Raw genomic sequence first — 19,367 nt, 5'->3', positions numbered from 1 at the left:
TAGGATCCATTTTCATGGTGAAATCGCAGACCAATTCCTCCGCCGGGTCGCCCGGCGACTCCGGCACCGAACCCGGCGCCGACCTACATGTGGAACTGCGTGGCCCCAGGTTGCGTGAGGGACTCACTCAGGCGCTTCGCGAGGCGGTACGGACCGGGAGACTGAGTCCCGGCACGCGGCTGCCGCCGTCGCGCTCTCTCGCCGCCGATCTCGGGGTCTCGCGCAACACCGTGACCCACGCGTACGCCGAGCTCGTGGCCGAGGGCTGGCTCACCGCCCAGCAGGGTTCCGCGACCCGCGTCGCTGACCGCACTGCGGTACCGGCAGAGTCTTCCCCGCCACGTACGAAGGCAGAGCGGTGCCGGGCCACGTACGGCATGGAGCCGGGTTCGCCGGACCTCGCGCACTTCCCCCGCGCGCAGTGGCTCACCGCCTACCGCCGAGCGCTCAACGCGGCGCCCGACGAGGCATTCGGTTACGGTGACGCCCTCGGCCAGGAGACGCTGCGCACAGCCCTCGCCGACTACCTTGCGCGGGCTCGCGGTGTCTACGCGCATCCGCAGCGCATCGTCATCTGCTCCGGATTTCATCACGGGCTGGCGCTGATGGCGCGGATCCTCAAGGCGCGTGGGGCGCGGGCGGTGGCCGTCGAGGCGTACGGGCTCGACCTGTATCGCAATCTGCTGACCGACGCCGGCCTTGGGACCCCGCCCCTGGGCGTCGACGCGTTCGGGGCACGGACCGGCGACCTGTCAGCCGTGCGGGAGGCCGCCGCGGTGCTGCTGACACCGGCGCATCAGTACCCGACCGGGGTGGCGCTGCGCGCGGACCGCCGGGTGACGGCTGTCGACTGGGCACGCGAGACCGGGGGGCTGATCCTGGAGGACGACTACGACGGCGAGTTCCGATACGACCGTCAGCCGGTGGGCGCCCTGCAGGGTCTCGACGCGGACCGAGTGGTCTACTTCGGTTCGGTGAGCAAGTCGCTGGCGCCGGGCCTGCGACTGGGGTGGATGGTGCTGCCTGAGGGGCTCGTCCCGGAGATGGTGGCGGCCAAGGGGCACGGCGACTACATGTCCAGTTTTTTGGAACAAAGGACTCTCGCGGAGTTCATCACCTCGGGCGCCTACGACCGGCATGTGCGGGCGATGCGGCAGCACTACCGGCGCCGCCGCGAGCAGCTGGTCAGCGCCTTGGAGCGTAGGGCCCCTGCCGTCCGGGTAACGGGTATGGCCGCAGGTCTGCAAGCGCTCGTTGAGCTCCCCCGCGGGACCGAACGCTCGGTGGTCCGGTCGGCCGCCCGCAAGGGCCTCGCGGTCAGCGGGATCTCGCAGTTCCTCCACCAGGAGGAGGGCCACGACTGCCAGGTACCCGTGCTGGACGGGCTGGTCGTGAACTACGCGGCTCCCTCCGACAGTGCGTGGACAGGTGCACTGGACACACTGTGCGCGGTGATGCCCTGACCGGCCGTTCGCGGCCGGCGCCCCAAGGTGGCTGGCTCACCGGCGGTCCCGTGTGGTGCCAGCGCCTCACCGCTCGGCGACGCGGTCCTCCAGGTACGCCATCGCGCGAGCCTCCTCGTTCGCCACGAAGACCAGGTCGGACAGCGGTATCGGCAGGAAGCCGTCCGCCTCCATCCGCCGGAGCTGCAGTATCAGGCCGTCATAGAAGCCCGCCGAGTTCAGCAGCACCACCGGTTTGCGGTGCAGCCCGTGCTTCCTCAGCTCCAGGATCTCGGTCACCTCGTCCAGTGTCCCGAGGCCACCGGCCATCACCACTATCGCGTCGGCTGCGGCAAGCAGCGACGCCTTCCGCTCGGCGAGACTGCCGGTCACCACCATCACGTCGGCGTCATCCCTGGCCCACTGCCGGAGGAAGCCGACCGTGACCCCGGCCAACCGGCCGCCGCTTTCCCGTACTCCGTCCGCGACGACCTTCATCAGTCCGGTGTCGGAACCGCCCCAGACCAGAGTGTGGCCTCCCTTCCCGATCAGCTCAGCGAACCCGCGGGCCGGCCGGGTGTACCGCTCGTCGAGGTCCGCCGCGGACAGGAAGACGCAGATGTTCACGCCGGTGGGCGTTGTTTCCCTCATGATCGCGACCCTACGCGCAGGACGGCCCGGATTCGGGAGCCATTTCGGGGGCGAACGACAGGACCAATTTCGCCTGTCCTCAGGGCCGCTGACCGCCGACGTGCCCGGCCTGCTCGCCGACTATGTGCGGGAGGTTGAGGACCCGTCCGTCCGCGAGGCTCTAGCGGCCGGCCGCATCATCCGCCGCGGCCAGGGCTACACCGTCCGCGTCACCGCGGCCGCCGGGCCTGCGCGGGCAGCGACACACCGCTGGGCGTCGCCCCTCACTCCTCCTGCTGTGGTCGCCCGCCGGCTTGTAGGTGAGGGGGCGGCAGGCGTTGAAGCGCCAGATGAACAGGTGGTAGATGGACGAGCCGATGACAGCACCCAGCACGGGCACGACCAGGTAGATCCACGAGTCGGTGGTCTCGCCGGAGAGCGCGGCCGGGCCGAACTGGCGGGCCGGGTTGATCGAGCCGCCGCTACGGGGACCCAGCAGGGCGATCACCAGGGCGACCGACGCCCCGATGACGTACGGCAGTGAGCGGATGTAGCGGGGGGTAGGCCAGGATGACGCCGACCAGAAGGATGAGGGCCATCATGGCGCCCCCTTCGGCGAGGAAGACGTCCGACGCCTGCCAGGTTTCGGCCGGTCTGATCGCGCCGTACGCGACCGAGGGCTGGGAGACCGCGGGCCCCCACACCAGGCGCGCGAGTGCGGTGCCGGTCACCGAGCCGGCGAGCTGGGCGAGGGCGTAGGGGAGGACGCTGCGGCCGGGGAAGGCGTCCATCAGCCACAGGGCTACGGTCACGGAAGGGTTCATGTGCCCGCCGCTGCGCCGCCCGGGAGGGCTGAGGATCAGGGCGGTGAGGATGGCCCCGCTGATCACGCCGATGACGGCGAGCGCGACCTTCAGATCGGCGAGGTAGAGGGCGGAACCCGGATCGCGCAGCCACCGCACCACCGTCACCGCGAGAAAGAGCAGAACCGTCGTGAGCAGGAACTCGTCGATGGCTCGCATCAAAGGAAGCTGGCGTGGGAGGGAGGGAACGGCACTCACCATGAGCTCCTAGCGCGACCTGTCCGCGGATCGGAATTCCGGGATACCAGTCGCCCGGCCGAATCCGGGTGTGCCGGGCCCGCGCACGGTCGAAAAGCCGGTGATGAGCATTCAGGAGGCCCGTCCCTCCGGGCCCTGTACGGCTGCTGAACGGCGGCTACGCGTCTCGCGTGTCGTAGGCGTGCTGGTGACGGCGGATCTCCACGTGCCGGTCGGCGGACCAGGCCGCCAGTTCCAGCACGGTGGCCAGCAGCGAGGTTCCCAGAGCGGTCAGTGAGTACTCGACACGAGGCGGGACCTCGGCGTACGCGGTGCGGTCGACGAGGCCGCTGCGCTGGAGTTGCTTGAGGGTGAGGGTGAGCATCCGCTGCGAGATGCCCGGGATGGCGTCCGCCAGGTCGGAGTAGCGCACGGAGCCGTCGGCGAGGGTGCCGATGATCAGGACGCTCCACTTGTCGCCGACCAGGTCGAGGATCTCGCGGATGAAATCGGCGCTGTCGTCGTTCCAGTGCTCGCACGGCCCGGGGGCCTTGCGCACGTTCGACCGCACGTTCGTGCGCCCCCGGCGCAGTTCGCTCTCGACGGCCACGGCGACCGGCTCCTTCTTCGACTCCGCGCACATGAATGTGCCTTTTGTATCGCTCGTCATCCTAATGCACAGTGTGGTTACGAACAGATAGTAAGTTTCGAGAGGAGCTCCTCGTGAAGATCGAGTTCTGGTCGGACATCATCTGCCCGTACTGCGGGCTGATGGACCACCGGCTCCAGGTGGCGCTGGAGCGCTTCGAGCACGCCCCGGACATGGAGGTCACCCATCGCTCCTTCCAGGTCCATCCCGACCTGCCACGCGAAGGCGTCACCCAGCGCAAGCTGCTGGAGATGCACGGCATTCCCGCCTCCGACGGCGAGCGCCTCTTCTCCTCGATAGAGGCTGCCGCCCGCGCGGACGGACTTCGGCCCTACAGGGCGCTGGAGCGGACCATGGGCCCGACCGACCTCGCCCACGAGCTGCTCGCCTACGCCACCGGCCAAGGGCGGGGCGCGGAGGCCTGGACGGCGATGTTCCGCGCCCACTTCGGCCAGGGCCGCCGCCTGTGGACCGAGAGCGACGTCCTCGGCTTCGCCGCCGAGATCGGCCTGGACCGGGCCGAGGCAGCGCACGCCCTGCGCACACGCTCCTACCGCGACCAGGTGGCCGCCGACCAGCGCGAGGCCGAGCGGCTGGGCGCCGGCGGCGCACCTTTCACTGTCCTCGACGGGCGCTACGCCCTGCGCGGCGCGGTCAGCACCGACACACTCCTGGCGGCGATGACCACGGCCTGGGAATCCGCCCACCCCGAACCCCGGCCGTTGCCGGCCCTCGGCGATGGCGAGAGCGAGGGCCTTTGCGGACCGGACGGCTGCGCCGTCCCGCCCCGCCCCGGCTCTTGAATCTCCCGATCCCACCGCAGCGCCGACCAACCACCCAAGGAAAGAACCGCCCCTCATGTCCTACCTGCTGCGCATCGACGCCTCCGCCTCCGGTGCCACCTCGATCTCACGCCAGGTCGCTGACTCCTTCACCGCTGCCTGGAGCGGCACCGTCGTCCGGCGCGACCTCGCACTCGACCCCGTCGGCCACCTCGGTGCGGCCGGCATCACCGCCCGCACCACCCCCGCCGGCGAGCACACACCCGAGCAGAAAGCCGCAGCCCTGCTCCAGGATGAGCTGATCGAGGAGTTCCTCGGCGCCGACGCCTACCTCTTCGCGGTGCCGCTCTACAACTACTCGATCCCCTCGGTCTTCAAAGCGTGGCTTGACCACACCATGGTGGTCGGCAGGACCATCGGCCTCGGCCGGCCCGCGCCCAGTGCGGGACGGCCCGCTGTCGTCGTCTCCGCCCGCGGCGGTGGCTACGGCCCCGGCACACCTCAGCACGGCAAGGACTTCCTGGTCCCCGCACTGGAGACCATCCTCGGCGATCCGGTTCTGATGGCGCTGGACGTTCGCACCATCACACCCGAGCTGACCTACGCACCGACGATGGACGCGCTCCGGCACCTGCTCCCGCAGCATCACGCCTCACTGGAGGACGCTCACACCCAGGCACGTCGGCTGGGCGAGGAGGTCGCCTCCGCCGCCGCCCCGACGATCGCCTGATCGCTCCGGCCCTTCGTCATCCGTCCCACCGTCGGACACGAGCGGTGGGGCGGATGGACGCGCTCCCGCCGCGGGGAGCGCGCGACCCACACCGTGGAGGGAGGGCTCAGCCGTCCTTCGTCGATCGCTTGCTCTTCCGGACTCCACGAGAACGGTCGAGCGGCGCGCATGCACCGTGCTCGAAACCGCGAGGCAGGAGGCCACATGGCCCACGACGGTGTCGATGGCTCGGAGATGCGGGCCGCGCCGCCACCACCGGGCGGTATGCCGACGGGCGTGATCACGCTGTTCGCCGTGCCCCTCGGCCTCGCGGGCCTGGGAAGGGTGTGGGTGGAGGCCCAGGCTGTTGCGGGCGCCCCGGCGTGGGCGGGAGATACCGCGTACACAGGGGCAGCGGTCGCCTGGCTGATCCTGACGGTCGCCTATCTGGCGCAGGGTCTTCGACGCCCCGGAATGCTCGGGGCAGATCTCCGAAATCCCGTGACCGGTCCCTTGACGGCCTACCCCCCGGTTGTCGGGATGCTCATGGGTGCCCCACCTGGGCCTTTACGCGCACACGGCGGCGGAATGGATATGCGGAGTGTTCGTCGCCACTCTGATGCTGCTGGTCGCTGCCATGCTCACCAATCTCTTCCGCGGTGACGTGCCGCTCGCCGCCGTACACCCCGGCTACTTCCTTTCCTATGCGGCGGGCGCGTCCATCACCAGCATCGCGCTCGACGGCATCGGGGCACGCACTGCCGCCCTGACCGCCGTCGGCGCGGGACTCTTCCTCTGGGTCGTGCTCAGCGCCCTCTTCTTCACCCGGCTCGCCACACAGGAAGCTCTGCCAGCGGCTGCGACACCTCTGCTCTCCGTCCTGCTCGCCTCACCCGCCACCGCGGGAATTGCGTGGTTCGCCGCCCACGAGAACCGCATCGACCCCGTCATCGACGCACTGGCCGGCGTCATCCTTCTCCTGATATTGGTCCAGGTGCACCTCCTGCCCGACTACCGCCGCGTCGGCTTCACTCTGGGGTTCTGGGCCTTCGCTTTTCCCATCGCCTCGACCACGAATTTCGGCGTGCGCTGGCTCAACGGCCTCCACATCGCCGATAGTGAGGCGTGGGCATGGCTCCTCACCTCGCTGGCGACCGTGAGCATCGCCGCCCTCGCCGCCCGCAGCCTCGTCCTGGTCTTCGGCGGCCGTCGCACCTCCCGCACCTGAACAGCGCACGTCATCGACGGGCTCGCTCGCGCCCGCGCGGCAGGTGGGCCGAGGGCCGGGTCCGGGGAGATCCCGAACGGGGCACCCTTCCGTCAGGACAGTTGTGCGGCGAACCCCGTGCGCCAGCTGGGGAACTCCGGCTGCCAGCCCCGGCTGCGGGCGAGGGTGTTGGTGGCCCCCCGAGCCCAGTCGAGCTTGCCCGACGTAGGTCGGGGAGCGGGCAGTCCGAGGGAGGCGGCGTAGACCGGTACCCACTCGCGGGCCGCGGCCGGTTCGTCGTCGGTGATGTTCACCGGGCCGGACGGCCATTCGAGAGCGTCGACAGCCGCGCGCGCCGCGTCGCGCACGTGGACGAAGGACACCACGGAGTCGTTCGCTTCCACGCTGCCGAGGAAGGAGGCGGCTGGATCGCCGGCGAGCGCCGCGGCGGCAGGGCCGTCGGGCGCGTACCAGGTGCCGGGGCCGTAGAGGACGCCGTAGCGCAGGAGGACGGCGTCGCGCAGTTCGGCAGCTGTCTGCTCCAATGCCTCGACCCCTTCGACCATGGCCCGGCGCTGCTCTTGGGCATCGCGATCGAGTGGGGCGGACTCGTCCGCCGGGGCGTCTCCCGGCGCGTAACCGAAGGCGAGGGACTGGACGACGATCCTTTGGACGCCGGCGTTCTTGGCAGCCTCCACCAGGTTGCGCGTTCCGAGGCGACGGACGGTGTCGGTCGCCTCACTGTCCGCGGCGGAGAGGTCGGTGAGCTGCTGCATGACTACGTCCGGAGCGGCTTCGACCACGATCTGCTTGAGCGCGTCGCGGTCGTAGACATCCCCTTGGAAGGCGGTGGCGCCTTGGTGGCGTATGCGGGCCGTGCCCGCGGAGGAGCGGGAGATGCCGCTCACCTGGTGCCCGGCGGCGATCAGTTGGGGAATCAGCACCCGGCCGACAACGCCGGTGGCGCCGGCAACGAAGATGCGCATGGTCAAGACCTCCTCGATTCACCCGAGCCACCCGATTCGTGGGGTATAGCCCGTTCAGTGCCCAGCCTAGGCATGTCGTGGCCCTGGATTCGGGGCCATTTCGGCGCCCAGACCGTGGGCTATACGAGATCCGCCGTGGTCCGCCGAGCGACGCCGGGCCGATGCCGGCCTCTGCCCGGGTGACCGCTCACGCGTGCGGTGGCCGAGTGAAGTCGCCCAGCATGTCGCCGAGCAGCTGACGAGGGCCTTCGCCTGCGCCGCCGGACCGCCCCTTCAGAATGGCCTGTGAAATCGTGCCGGAATTGGATCGGATACTTGATCCACTTGCTGCTTAGCGTTGCAGCTATGACCACGAACAACAGGCCATGATTCGGCTGAACGCGGTCGCGAGCCGCGGAATCGATCCCGCCCTGCTGCACCTGATCAAGATCCGGGCGTCGCAGATCAGCCACTGCGCGTTCTGCCTGGACATGCACACCAAAGACGCACTGGCCGTGGGCGAGTCCGCCGAGCGGATCCTGCAATTCGACGCCTTGGCCGAATCAGGGCCACTTTTATACCGCCCGCGAGATCGCGGTTCTCGCCCTGACCGAAGCCGTCACCGTGATCATCGGCCTACGCGCGGAACTTGAACTCGCGGTTGCCTCCTTGGAAGTGGTGTAGCGGGTTGGACCTGATCCGGGGGTTTGCTCCGGCGTCCGGGTTGGTGCCCGCATAGAGAGACGGCCACCGGCTGATCTTCGAAGTGTCGAAGCCTCGAAGGAGATCAGCACGATGACCGCACCAGACAGTCGGCCCCTGCACGCCCTGAGTAGCTGTTGTCGTTCCGATCTTGAGAGGCGGGCTTCGAACGGGAGTCCCGATCGGGTGATCACGGCGGACTGCGGGCATGAAGGCAGGGTCTCTTGGTAGCTCGGGGTTGCGAAGCCAACCGAGATCCAGGAGACCCTGTTGCCGCAGTTGTACGTGCTCGCGCCGGTGGAGTTCAACTCGGCTGCACCGTCGTGTGATTGCGTCGCCCACCGGTTCGGGAATGCGGTCGATCACCCGGAGCGTGTTCGGCGGTATCCCTCGGACATGACGGACGCGGAGTGGGCCGTGGTCCGGCCGCTGCTGCCGGTGCCGGGCTGGCTGCGTGGGCGGGGTGGGCAGCCGGAGGCGTACTGCCACCGGCAGATATTGGACGCTGTCCGCTACCTGGTGGACAACGGCATCAAGTGGCGGGCGATGCCGACTGATTTCCCGCCGTGGGACCGGGTCTACGCGTTCTTCCGCCGCTGGCGCGACCACGTGCTGGTCAGGGAGTTCCACGACCGGCTGCGCGGCCGGGTCCGCCGGGAGGCGGGGCGGGACGCGGAGCCGACGGCCGGGGTGATCGACTCGCAGTCGGTCAAGGCGGACGCCGTGGTGAGTGCCGACAGCCGCGGCTTCGACGGCGGGAAGCTGATCAATGGACGCAAGCGGCACGTCGTCGTCGACACCCTCGGCCTGCTGCTGGGTGTGATGGTCACGAGCGCGGACATCGGTGACCGCGCCGCCGCGAAGGTACTGCTCGCCCAGGTGGCCGACGCCCACCACCGGCTGGAACTCGTCTGGGCCGACGGCGGTTACACCGGCAGCCTCGTCGAGCACTGCCTGGCCGCGTTCGCTCTGGTCCTGGCAATCGTCAAGCGCAGCGACGACATGCGCGGTTTCGTGGTGCTGCCCAAGCGATGGATCGTCGAGCGTCTCTTCGCCCACCTGATGCGAAGCCGCCGCCTGGCACGCGACTTCGAACGCCGCACTACCAGCGCCGAGGCGATGATCTACTGGTCGATGACCATGGTCATGACCCGACGTCTGGCTCGCTCACGCTCCGCGCGAGCGTGAACCGGCCCGGTGCCGGCTCGGCCAGCCATCCCCGTGAGACCAGGCGTTTCGCCTTCGACCGCAGCGCCTCCACCTTGGCCGGCACCACGTCCATGCCGAACAGGACGGTCATCTCCTGGCAGGTCAGCGGGCCCTGGCCGAGACGGACCCGATCCGCGAGCGCGGCCAGGATGCGCTGGTAGTCCGCCGACAGTGCCGTCCGGGCCAGCCCGTCGCGCCACACCGGAACCTGCGACTTCGCCTTCGCCGCCACAGGCGGCGACGCCTGCACCTCTGCTTCCAACCCGGCACGGCCCGGTAGTTCGGCGGCCACCGCGTCGGTTGAATCGCCGCCCCGCACGGACAGCACCGCACCAACGCGCTCGCGGGCGATCGTCCACTCCAGCCATTCTTGCTCGGCCGCTGCAAGCTCGGCCTGGATACGGTCGGCTTCCTCGCGCAGCCCGTCCACACGGCGACGGGCAGCAAGCTCGTGCTGCTCCAGCAGTCCGACAACCGACGGCATCCGCAACCTCCACGGGAGCGACGAATCGACGGTCCATCACTCCCACACCGACGCCCCACCTATCCCCGACCAGCTAAAACGCAGTCGTCAGACTCGGAAAGACTGTGAGGATGTTCTGGTACCGCTTCGAGCGGTGGCCTGACCCGCGGAAAGACTGGCTTTGGTGCCCTGCTGTTGATCTGTCGGCCACCGCCCGGAGCGGTATCTGCTGCCGCCGGGCAGGGGGCGTGTCCCGATAGGGGCCTTCGCGACAGGCACCGTCACAGTCTTGACCTCCCCTACCCGACGACGGCCACCGGTTCCGAGGCGACAGGGAGACAAGCGACCTTGCCCAGCATCACGCAGCCCACAGCCCCGTGTCACGTCCCGGCCGACGCCGCGGAGGAGGTCCTGCTCGGCGTCGACACCCATAAGGACTTCCACGCGGCAGCCGTCGTCACCGTCCTCGGCGCCGCATTGGACGGCCGCAGCTTCCCGGCCACCACCGATGACTATCACCAACTTGTCTCTTGGGCCCGCTCGTTCGGCGCCCTGCACCGGGCAGGGGTGGAGTGCACCGGCTCCTATGGCGCCGCGCTCGCCCGTTACCTGCGCGCCGAGGGCATCGAGGTGACCGAGGTCAACCAGCCTGACAAGGCAGCGCGCCGACGACGTGGCAAGACCGACGCCGTCGACGCGGAAGCAGCGGCCCGCGCCGTGCTGTCCGGTCGCGCGACTGCGACCGCGAAGACGAGCGACGGCCCGGTCGAAGAGCTGCGGCTGCTCAAGCTCGCGAAAGGGTCCGCGATCAAGTCCCGGACCCAGGCCATCAACCAGCTCAAGAGCGTCCTGGTCTCGGCCGACACCGCCTTGCGCGAGTCGCTGGCCGGGCTGAGCAACCCGCATCTGTTCAAGCGGTGCGCCGAGCTGGACGACTCGCAAGAACGCGGTCCGGCGGGCACCGCCCGGCACGTGCTGAAACTCCTCGCCGACCGCATCCAGCACCTGACCAGGGAGATCGACGACCTGAACAAGCGGATAGCCGAGGGAGTCGAAGCAAACTTCCCCTGCCTGCTCGACACGCAGGGCGTCGGCCCGGACAGTGCCGCCGCCCTGCTGATCTCGGCCGGCGACAACCCCGATCGCCTCAGCAGCGAGGCCTCCTTCGCCGCACTGTGCGGCACCAGCCCCGTCGAGGCATCCTCCGGCAAGACGCAACGACGCCGTCTCAACCGCGGCGGTGACCGTCAGGCCAACGCGGCCCTCTACCGGATCGTTCTCAGCCGCCTGCGTTGGGACGACCGTACCCAGGACTACGTGCGGCGGCGCCTCGCGGAAGGTAAGACCCGCCGGGAGATCATCAGGTGCCTGAAGCGATACGTCGCACGCGAAATCTACCGACTCATCGCCCCCATCAGGACAGCCGCATGCCCTGCAGAGCCCAACGGAACCGCAAGTTGACATCCATAGGGGCATCAACAGCCTCTGCACCGGCAACCGCTGCAGGCGGTGGGAGATGAGCGGCTCTCATCGCCTCTCAGATCCGGCCGACCGCTGCCACACGGCCACCCCGCAGCTTGAGCTGCTCGCGCCAGGCTGCGTCGCTACTCTTGCCGTACGAGTCGCTGGACAGCCCCTAGTGCCGCGGCAGGCAACGTTTGCGCGACGGGGCGAACGTTGCCTGCCGCGGCACTAGTTCACGGTGCTGGCAGTACCGGGGGGAAGAGGGCGCAGAGATGGCGATAGCCGTTCAGACTTCCAACAACTTTGTCTCGCCCGCGGCCGCGCAGCAACTCGCTGGGGAGTGTCTAATCAACGGCGGATCTGTTGATCATGGAGACGCCAAGTGAGTGAGATGACGATCGAGCAAGAGCCCGTGGTCGAGTCGGTCGGTGCGGCCGCGTCGGACGAGCAGTTGATCGCGATGCTGGTTGACCGGGCCCGCGGTGAGGGCCTGCAACTGACCGGTGAGGGTGGGCTGTTGCAGCAGCTGACCAAGCGGGTGCTGGAGTCCGCCCTGGAAGGCGAGATCACCGATCACGTCGGCTATGAGAAGCATGATCCGGCCGGGAAGAACAACGGCAACAGCCGCAACGGGACCCGCGCCAAGACCGTGCTGACGGATGTCGGCCCGGTCGAGGTCAGGGTGCCCCGGGACGTGGCCGGGACCTTCGAGCCGCAGATCGTCAAGAAGCGGCAGCGCCGGCTGACGGGGGTGGACGAGATGGTGCTGTCGCTGTCCGCGAAGGGGCTCACGCACGGAGAGATCTCCGCGCATCTGGCCGAGGTGTATGGGGCCGAGGTGTCCAAGCAGACCATCTCCACGATCACCGACCAGGTGATGGAGGGCATGGCCGAATGGCAGAACCGGCCGCTGGACCGTGTCTATCCGGTCCTGTTCGTGGATGCCATCAACGTGAAGATCCGGGATGGTCAGGTCGCGAACCGGCCGATCTACGTTGTCCTGGCGGTCACGGCCGAGGGCACCCGCGACATCCTCGGCATCTGGGCCGGGGACGGCGGCGAGGGCGCGAAGTACTGGCTGCACGTCTTCACCGAGCTGAAGAACCGCGGCTGAGGTGACTCCCGTGGTGTGGACACTCTGACAATGGATCTTGTAGGTCCGAGGAAGGGTGTCCTGGTGGGACGGAAGTCTCCATATCCGGTGGAGTTCAGGAACGATGCGGTGGCGTTGTACCGCGCGGGGGGCGGGAAGCGGACGTATGCCGCGGTCGCCGCGGACGTCGGGGTGACCGGCGAGACGCTGCGCAGTTGGGTCCGGCAGGCCGACGAGGTCGCCGGCCGTGGGCAGGTCCGTGGTGACGAGGCGGCAGAGGATCGGGACGAGGAACTGGCGAGGCTCCGGGCCGAACTCGGCCGGTTGCGCAAGGCCGAGAAGGAGTGGGAACTCGAGCGGGAGATCCTGCGCCGGGCGGCCCAGTATTTCGCCAAGGAGATGAGGGCATGACCGGCCGCTGGGACTTCATCTCCGTCCAACGCGCCGACTTCGGCGTGCAGCGGATATGCCGGGTCCTTGAGGTATCGCGCTCGGGCTACTACCGGTGGCTTGCGGGGGCGGAGGCCCGGCAGGCCCGCCGGGCGGCCGACGACGCCCTGGTCGAGGAGATCCGCGAGATCCACGCCGATCACAAGGGCACGTACGGAGTCCGCCGCATCCACGCCGAACTGCGCGGCTTCGGGCACACCGTCAACCGCAAGCGCGTCGAACGGCTGATGCGCGTCAACGGGGTCGAGGGCCGCTATCTGCGGCGGCGTAAACGCACCACGGCACCGGACCGGCTCGCGCCGCCGGCCCCGGACCTGGTGAACCGCGTGTTCCATGCCGGGCAGCTCGACGAAAAGTGGTGCGGCGACATCACATACGTGCAGGTCGGTGGCACGTGGCTGTATCTCGCCTGTGTCCTGGACATCTGTTCACGCCGGGTGCTCGGCTGGTCGATGGCCACCCACATGCGGACCGAACTCGTCATCGACGCACTGAAGATGGCGGTGGCGACCCGGGGCGGCAGTGTGGCCGGGGTGATCTTCCACGCGGACAGGGGCTCCCAGTACACCTCGGGCGCGTTCGCCCAGGTCTGCGACCGTTTCGGGATCCGCAGGAGCATGGGCCGCGTCGGGTCGAGTTACGACAACGCCCTCGCCGAGAGCTTCTGGCAGGGGCTGAAGAGAGAGACGATGCACCAGAGGCTCTTCACGACGATCAGCCAGGCCAGGCTGGAACTCTTCCAGTGGCTGACGTACTACAACGGGCGAAGGCGCCACAGCTCGCTCGGCTACCTCTCACCCGTCGAGTTCGAACAGCAGCACCAAACAGAACGTAGACTCACACTCGCGGCATGAACCCCTGTGTCCACACTCCGGGGGACACCTCACGGCCTGGACGACGTGCTGATGCTGGTGTGTGACGGGCTCAAGGGCCTGCCCGAGGCGGTGGAGACCGTCTGGCCTCGCACGATTGTTCAAACATGTGTCGTCCACCTGCTGCGGAACAGCTTCCGTTACGCAGCCCGCCAGGACTGGGACAAGGTCGCCAAGGCACTCAAGCCCGTCTACACCGCTCCCAGCGAGGACGCGGCGACGGAGCGGTTCTTGGAGTTCCAGGAGGCATGGGGCCGGAAGTATCCGGCGATCGTGAAGCTGTGGTCGGACGCCTGGGCCGAGTTCGTACCCTTCCTCTCCTTCGACGTCGAGATCCGCAAGGTCATCTGCAGCACGAACGCGATCGAGAGCGTCAACGCGCGGATACGCAAGGCCGTCCGCGCCCGCGGACACTTCCCCAACGAGGCCGCCGCCCTCAAGTGCATCTACATGGCGCTGATGAGCCTCGACCCGACCGGCAAGGGCCGCAAGAGGTGGACCATGCGCTGGAAGGCACCCCTGAACGCCTTCCAGATCGCCTTCGAAGGCCGGCTCACCCCGGCCAACAACTGAACCTCAACAACCAAGATCAGCCGTTAAATTGACACACCCACTCGCTGTCGACCGCGGGGGCCAGTTGTCGGCATTTGTGACACGGGAGAGCCGAGGAGCAGACCAGCGCTGTCCATGGGAGTTGATATCCCTGACCGGACATTCAGATGTGGGACGGGCTGCGATGGCGTGGATCGTGGCTGAGGCGGTCATGCGGCAGCGGTGCGGCCCATCGCCCACCGCCTTCCCGGCTTGGGAGAGAGCCACACTCGCTGGTCGCAAGCTGCAGGGGGTCGAACGGGAGGTAGTGCTGAGTTTTGCCGAACCTGTGTTCAAGCCACAGGAGAAGGCGACCGCAGAGGAGCATCATGGGGTCCCCGGGTACGTGGGGGAGTGGCTGTGGTACCTGCTCGCCCTGGAGCAGCCAGATCTGCCAGACCGAGTGCGCGAGTACCTGGCAGAGCCATCGTTGACAGTCACCGACTCGGGCGGGGACGGCTTGGTGATTCACCGGGTGGGCGGCGCTGGCACACCTGCACTGATGTTCCGACTGTGGGAGATGAAGAAGTACACCGGCGGTCGTGACCAGATTTCAGGGACGATCAAGGGTGCATGGGACCAGCTTGCAAGCTCCGGTACTCGGTATCTGGCGGCACAGATGGGCTGGGCCTACAAGCACGTGGCAGGTGACGTCGGCGCGTTCGTATCGATGCTTCCTGACCTTTGGGCTGTTGGAGACCCTCGTGGTGGTGCCGGCGTGAGTGTGGCTACTAACAGTTCAGCTGCACCGCAGCGACGATCGTTCAGCAGGTCTCACGAGCGCATCCCCCGTTTGAAGCATGATGGACAGCTTCAAGGTCTGATCATCTCAGTGGATGACTTCGCCCGCTTTGCCGCACAAGTTCAGGAGACGGTGTGGACCGCACTATAGACCCGGAAATTCTCGCCATCGCCCTCGGCGAGCACGAGCCCGGCATCCTGCCTTCTCCAGAGGAACTGGCCACGCTCATCGCTCAAGTCGAGGTCAGCGCGATCCGTGCCGAGTTCGGCGTCTCTGAAGAGCTTCTAGGGACTGCCTGGTACCTGCACGGCGTCACCGCGGCTGCGGAGGGGACCGCACTTTACGATCCAGCACGCCGTCGGCATGCCTTCGCCGTCAGTGCCCACATCCTTGATTTGGCCCTCGATGATCCAAAGAACCGCCTAGACGAGGAAGGACAGGAACAGGCGGATGGCGGCGCTGGGAGCCGGATAGCACACGCCGCCGACGATCAGACACCTGGACAGCCCACGGATTCACAACGAGCGGTTCGGGCTCGGCGACTGTCGATGGCCTTCGGCGCACAGATCGGCTATCGACGTTGCGAGCAGGACCCGAATGCTGCCGCTGTCTTCCGTAAGGTGGCCGATCTATTGGTTACCGACGAGTCACCAGCAGGCCACGCCGAGACGCTTGCGGTGGAGGCGGGTGTGGTGTTCCTCGGGATGCAGCGCCGTCGGCTGGCCGCCACGCTACGGGCTTGGCGGCGACAGTTTCGGCGTTTGCAGACCGTCGCGCAGCTACCGAACCTGCGGGGCACCTTGTACGGCCCAGCACAAGGGGTGGTCGAGGCCGTCTACCAATTGACTACCTACTTGACCCGCTCCGATCCGGCCGCGCTGGAACAAGCGGAGGCTCACCTTCGGGACGTCGTTTCCGGCGGCGCTGGCCATGGCGACAGGTCGGCGCAGTGGGTGGCTGCTCATCTTCTGGAACTACGGGACGAACTCGCTGCTGGCAGCCTGCAGAAGTTGCTCCCCCAAGGCACGCCCCCCGCTCTGGCGCAGGCCTTTGCTCTCTCTGATCCGCCAGTTATGACCCTATGGCCGCCGCAGCGCGAACTGCTCCAGCAGGCCCACCCGCTAGACCTCGACAAAAAGAGGCTGCTGATCAGCGTTCCCACCAGTGCGGGCAAGACCCTCATGGCGCAGCTGGTGATTTGCGCGCAGTTGACCGCCGACGCTGGGCGAGTGCTGTACGTCTCCCCTCTCCGCAGTCTGGGACGAGAGATGCGGCAGGCGCTTCGCTCACGTCTCCGGGTTCTGGGCCGCAAGCTCGGCGACGACCAACCCGACTTTCCGGCCGTCGGCGTCGGCACGGATGCCGCCGATGTGGAAGTCCTTACTCCCGAGCGGCTCATGCATGCCCTGCGGCAAGATGCGCAGGCGGCTTTGCAGGATGTCGGTCTGATCGTGGTCGATGAGGCCCACCACATGGCGCATCCCGATCGGGGGTTCCTTTTGGAGGGCCTTCTGGCATTCTGCCAAGCCCACCCAGATCCGCCTCGGCTCATCCTGCTGTCGGCCGCGGTGGGTAACCACGGCACGCTGGCATCTTGGCTCGACCCAACCCAGCCTCCCGAGCAGGTCGTGTTCACCTCACGTTGGCGTGGCCCACGGCGTCTGCACGGCCTGTTGACTCCAAAGCCGCTCAAAAACGAGCTGGTCCGCATCCAACGCCCGCCTCGCAAGCGGCAAGTCCGTAATACCGAAGCATCGGTGCCGATGGCGCTGCAGATCAGCGTGCGGCCAACCTCTGCGATGAGGCCGTCCACGATGAGCACCCGGGCGCTGGGCACCCGGGTATACGCCGAGCGGTACCCAGGCGACACCACCGAAGTCGTGAATCGCAAGGACCTCCACAGCATCCGCAACTACAAGCTGTTCGCGGCTGGGGCGGCCAGCATCTCCCGATCCGGCAGCGTCTTGGTGGTCTGCCCGTCCCGCGTCGCCACTCGCAATACAGCTCGCGCGGTTGCCACTTACCTTCCCGAGCACCCGCCCGCTGCCCCGTTGGCTGAGTTCCTAGCCGATACCCTCGGCGACGACCATCCGATTGTGCACTGTGTCCGGCATGGCGTCGCATACCACCATGCGCAGCTACCTGCCGAGGTTCTCCATGCTGTTGAGGACGCCCTGCGTGCCGAACAGCTGAAGGTCATCTGCTGCACCAGTACCCTGACTGATGGGGTCAACCTGCCAGTTCGCTCGGTCATCATCAACACAGATGTCGAGGATGATCAGTCGCGAGGCTCATCCGGCCAGCCGCAGATGGGTCCCGCCCAGCTGTTGAACGCCGTCGGACGCGCCGGACGGGCGGGACGAGAGAGCGAAGGTTGGATCCTTCTTACCCGCCACCGGCAGCCGCTCAAGTCCGATTTCTCTCTCATGGAGCCGAGTGAGGACCGCCTGCACGTCATGACTGCGCTCGGAACTGAGGAGGCCTTGGCGTCGCTGGCAGACGCCGAAGAGTTGATCGCCGAGACCGTCGATAACCTCTACCGCATCGCTGAAACCCAAGCTGCCGACTTTGCTTCCTACGTGTGGTTCACCCTCGACGCGCTCGCCCGCATTCCCAGTCTCCTCGCCACCCCGCCACTGGCCGCGGTCGAGAACCTGCTGGCTATGCGGCAGCTATCTCCGGAACTTCGTGATCGGTGGATGGCCTTCGCCCGAACTACCGAGCAACAGTACGAAGCCACCGACCCTTCCGCCAGGCGGCGCTGGACGACCCCTGGTACAAGCATCGGCTCAGCCCGTGCTCTTGACGGGTTCGCTGAGGGCCTCACGCGGATCCTGCTGCGAGACTCCGCCGCCACCACTACAGCCTACGACGGCATTTGGGGTGACATGCTGGCTGGAGTATTTCCCGATGAATGGCCTCTTCAGCGCACGCTAGACTTCTTCGCCGAAAATAGTGTGTACGCCTTGCTGCTGGCTCTTCCTGAAGCAGACGACTCATGGGTCTTCACCGAGAAGCCATCGTCAAGCAGCGTCCGCGTCAGCGTCGACGTCGCCACTGCGGTCTGCGGATGGATTTCCGGGGAGCCCATTCCGCGACTTGCTACCGATTGGCTACCCAGCGAAATAGACCGTGAATGGGCGTTGGAGCAGACAGTCAGTAACATCAGTTCAACCTTCGAGCACTACCTCGCCTGGACGATCGGAGCGCTGGTTAATCTCATCAACCTGCGGCTCGAAGAAGCGCGCGCCGAACTGCGCCTACCCGCAACGGTGGGATGGCATGTACGTCATGGCGTCGACACGACCCAAGCCTTGGCGTTGCTCAACGCTGGCGTTACGTCTCGCCGACTTGCTCATAACATTGGCCGCACCGCTGCTGCCCAAGGAATCGACAGCGAAGGCTTGCGGCGTTGGCTGACAAGCCTTCACCTTGATGGGTGGCGCAATCAATTCTCCGCGACGCGCTACGAAGTCAACGACCTGCTCGAGTATGTTCGCACTCGGCGTTCCAGCATGGTCGGTGCGCTTTTGGATGCCGGCCGCGTCTCGATGGAAGTGCACCGTACCGGCTCCACTGGGATCGAGACCGTCCCGGTCAGCCTGCGGTTTGCCCATGGCCCACAACCCGCTGCACTGACCGTCATTGGCGATGACCAGAGGCTTGCCCTCGTCCCAGCTGACATCCACTTGGATGTCCTGTCTGTCATAGATAGCGGTATCGACTATGAGGCCACTCTCGCCGGGGACCGTCTCACCCTTCACCTGCCGACCAGTCGGTGACATCACAGGTCTGTTCGACCACCGATTGGTGTCCGCTGGCCGGGACCTGGGCCATGCTCGTCCACCTACACCACGGGATCACTCGCGATCTGCTGCCTTGCTAGTTCGGCGTGGACGCTCCGTTGGCGAGGGTCGGTACTTGCTTGTCGACTGAGGGTGCACCCTCAGTCCCGGCATTCGGCTGCCCACCCTGGCCGACGTCGGACGGCGGGCACACTGTCAGTGGCGCCCGATACCGTCAGCGCGGACAACGGCAGAGGGGGCCCGGTGGTACGGAAGCTCGACCCGGAGATCGCGCGGAAGCGGATGATCAGCTACGGCATGGAACCGACTGTGCCGTATCCCGGGCGCGTCGACGCCCCGTGGCCAGGTATCTGTCTGGAGTGTAAGCGGCCCGGAAGCCCAACGCTGAGTAACGCGAAACGCCAAGGTGTCTGCGAGCCCTGCGGAAAGGCTCGGGCTGCTGAGGCCCTGCGGCTGCCTCTCTCTGACGTAGTACGTGCCCTTGAAGGCCGGGGCGTCATCGTCATCGGCGACTATAAGAACAACCGAGAGGGCATCGAGTGCATCTGCTT

Annotated in this window: 15 protein-coding genes and 3 pseudogenes; 12 read left to right on the top strand and 6 right to left on the bottom strand. The window is 67.3% G+C overall.

Annotated elements, in window-relative coordinates; all coding sequences use genetic code 11:
* Positions 1-14: 14 nt before the first annotated feature.
* On the top strand, positions 15-1,463 hold the full coding sequence (gene pdxR, locus ACZ7M3_RS30000; protein WP_472067129.1) for a MocR-like pyridoxine biosynthesis transcription factor PdxR: 1,449 nt from the start codon (positions 15-17) through the stop codon (positions 1,461-1,463).
* A gap of 66 nt (positions 1,464-1,529) precedes the next feature.
* Here pdxR and ACZ7M3_RS29995 read toward each other — a convergent pair whose 3' ends face one another.
* The 4 genes from ACZ7M3_RS29995 to ACZ7M3_RS29980 all read right to left on the bottom strand — a co-directional run bounded on the left by ACZ7M3_RS29995 (position 1,530) and on the right by ACZ7M3_RS29980 (position 3,755).
* Positions 1,530-2,069: an LOG family protein gene (locus tag ACZ7M3_RS29995; RefSeq protein WP_472067296.1), complete on the bottom strand. Its 540-nt coding sequence runs from the start codon at positions 2,067-2,069 to the stop codon at positions 1,530-1,532.
* Between the two features lie 184 nt (positions 2,070-2,253).
* Positions 2,254-2,580 carry an aquaporin gene (locus tag ACZ7M3_RS29990; RefSeq protein ID WP_472067127.1) on the bottom strand — a complete coding sequence of 109 codons (327 nt, stop codon included), beginning with the start codon at positions 2,578-2,580 and terminating at the stop codon, positions 2,254-2,256.
* Positions 2,555-3,094 (bottom strand): aquaporin, encoded by a 540-nt coding sequence (locus tag ACZ7M3_RS29985; RefSeq protein WP_472067125.1) that lies wholly within the window; start codon positions 3,092-3,094, stop codon positions 2,555-2,557. The genes ACZ7M3_RS29990 and ACZ7M3_RS29985 overlap by 26 nt, the downstream gene beginning before the upstream one ends.
* A gap of 196 nt (positions 3,095-3,290) precedes the next feature.
* The gene (locus tag ACZ7M3_RS29980; RefSeq protein ID WP_472067123.1) at positions 3,291-3,755 is read right to left on the bottom strand and encodes a winged helix-turn-helix transcriptional regulator; all 465 of its coding nucleotides are present in this window, start codon (positions 3,753-3,755) and stop codon (positions 3,291-3,293) included.
* Between the two features lie 80 nt (positions 3,756-3,835).
* Between ACZ7M3_RS29980 and ACZ7M3_RS29975 the strand changes: the two genes are divergently transcribed.
* The 3 genes from ACZ7M3_RS29975 (at position 3,836) to ACZ7M3_RS29965 (ending at position 6,480) form a co-directional block, all read left to right on the top strand.
* Positions 3,836-4,564, top strand: a complete 729-nt coding sequence (locus ACZ7M3_RS29975; RefSeq protein WP_472067121.1) for a DsbA family oxidoreductase — start codon at positions 3,836-3,838, stop codon at positions 4,562-4,564.
* A gap of 55 nt (positions 4,565-4,619) precedes the next feature.
* The gene (locus ACZ7M3_RS29970) at positions 4,620-5,273 is read left to right on the top strand and encodes an FMN-dependent NADH-azoreductase (protein WP_472067119.1); all 654 of its coding nucleotides are present in this window, start codon (positions 4,620-4,622) and stop codon (positions 5,271-5,273) included.
* A 580-nt stretch (positions 5,274-5,853) separates the two neighbouring features.
* A complete protein-coding gene (locus ACZ7M3_RS29965) occupies positions 5,854-6,480 on the top strand; it encodes an SLAC1 family transporter (RefSeq protein WP_472067117.1) in 627 nt (208 codons plus the stop codon).
* A 92-nt stretch (positions 6,481-6,572) separates the two neighbouring features.
* Here the strand turns inward: ACZ7M3_RS29965 and ACZ7M3_RS29960 are convergent, their stop codons facing one another.
* Positions 6,573-7,445, bottom strand: a complete 873-nt coding sequence (locus ACZ7M3_RS29960) for an NAD-dependent epimerase/dehydratase family protein (protein ID WP_472067115.1) — start codon at positions 7,443-7,445, stop codon at positions 6,573-6,575.
* 359 nt (positions 7,446-7,804) lie between these two features.
* Here ACZ7M3_RS29960 and ACZ7M3_RS29955 point away from each other — a divergent pair.
* Together ACZ7M3_RS29955 and ACZ7M3_RS29950 are read left to right on the top strand one after the other, a co-directional pair.
* A pseudogene (locus tag ACZ7M3_RS29955) lies at positions 7,805-8,054 on the top strand (carboxymuconolactone decarboxylase family protein); the annotation flags it as partial.
* Positions 8,055-8,522: 468 nt separating this feature from the next.
* Positions 8,523-9,314 (top strand): IS5 family transposase, encoded by a 792-nt coding sequence (locus ACZ7M3_RS29950; RefSeq protein WP_472067113.1) that lies wholly within the window; start codon positions 8,523-8,525, stop codon positions 9,312-9,314.
* Here ACZ7M3_RS29950 and ACZ7M3_RS29945 read toward each other — a convergent pair.
* Complete coding sequence (locus ACZ7M3_RS29945; protein WP_472067111.1) at positions 9,271-9,819, bottom strand: hypothetical protein; 549 nt, start codon at positions 9,817-9,819, stop codon at positions 9,271-9,273. The two genes, ACZ7M3_RS29950 and ACZ7M3_RS29945, sit on opposite strands and share 44 nt — an antisense overlap.
* A 327-nt stretch (positions 9,820-10,146) precedes the next feature.
* Between ACZ7M3_RS29945 and ACZ7M3_RS29940 the strand changes: the two genes are divergently transcribed.
* From ACZ7M3_RS29940 to ACZ7M3_RS29915, 6 genes and pseudogenes are all read left to right on the top strand, one after another.
* Complete coding sequence (locus ACZ7M3_RS29940) at positions 10,147-11,259, top strand: IS110 family RNA-guided transposase (protein WP_472067109.1); 1,113 nt, start codon at positions 10,147-10,149, stop codon at positions 11,257-11,259.
* A 463-nt stretch (positions 11,260-11,722) separates the two neighbouring features.
* Positions 11,723-12,373 (top strand): annotated as a pseudogene (locus tag ACZ7M3_RS29935) (IS256 family transposase); the annotation flags it as partial.
* A 66-nt stretch (positions 12,374-12,439) separates the two neighbouring features.
* A protein-coding gene (locus tag ACZ7M3_RS29930) for an IS3 family transposase (protein ID WP_472067107.1) occupies positions 12,440-13,659 on the top strand; the annotation gives its coding sequence in 2 pieces (ribosomal slippage) (positions 12,440-12,695 and positions 12,695-13,659; 1,221 coding nt in all).
* Between the two features lie 33 nt (positions 13,660-13,692).
* Positions 13,693-14,250 (top strand): annotated as a pseudogene (locus tag ACZ7M3_RS29925) (IS256 family transposase); the annotation flags it as partial.
* Positions 14,251-14,413: 163 nt separating this feature from the next.
* Entirely contained in the window at positions 14,414-15,160 is a 747-nt protein-coding gene (locus tag ACZ7M3_RS29920; RefSeq protein ID WP_472067105.1) for a hypothetical protein, read from the top strand.
* Positions 15,145-18,792, top strand: a complete 3,648-nt coding sequence (locus ACZ7M3_RS29915) for a DEAD/DEAH box helicase (protein WP_472067103.1) — start codon at positions 15,145-15,147, stop codon at positions 18,790-18,792. Before ACZ7M3_RS29920 ends, ACZ7M3_RS29915 begins: the two co-directional genes overlap by 16 nt.
* The last annotated feature ends 575 nt before the right edge of the window (positions 18,793-19,367 follow it).

The sequence above is a fragment of the Streptomyces sp. NPDC111656 genome (genome assembly GCF_055656965.1).
Note: the sequence above shows the minus strand (reverse complement) of the source record. Positions and strands in the feature narration are given on the sequence as shown.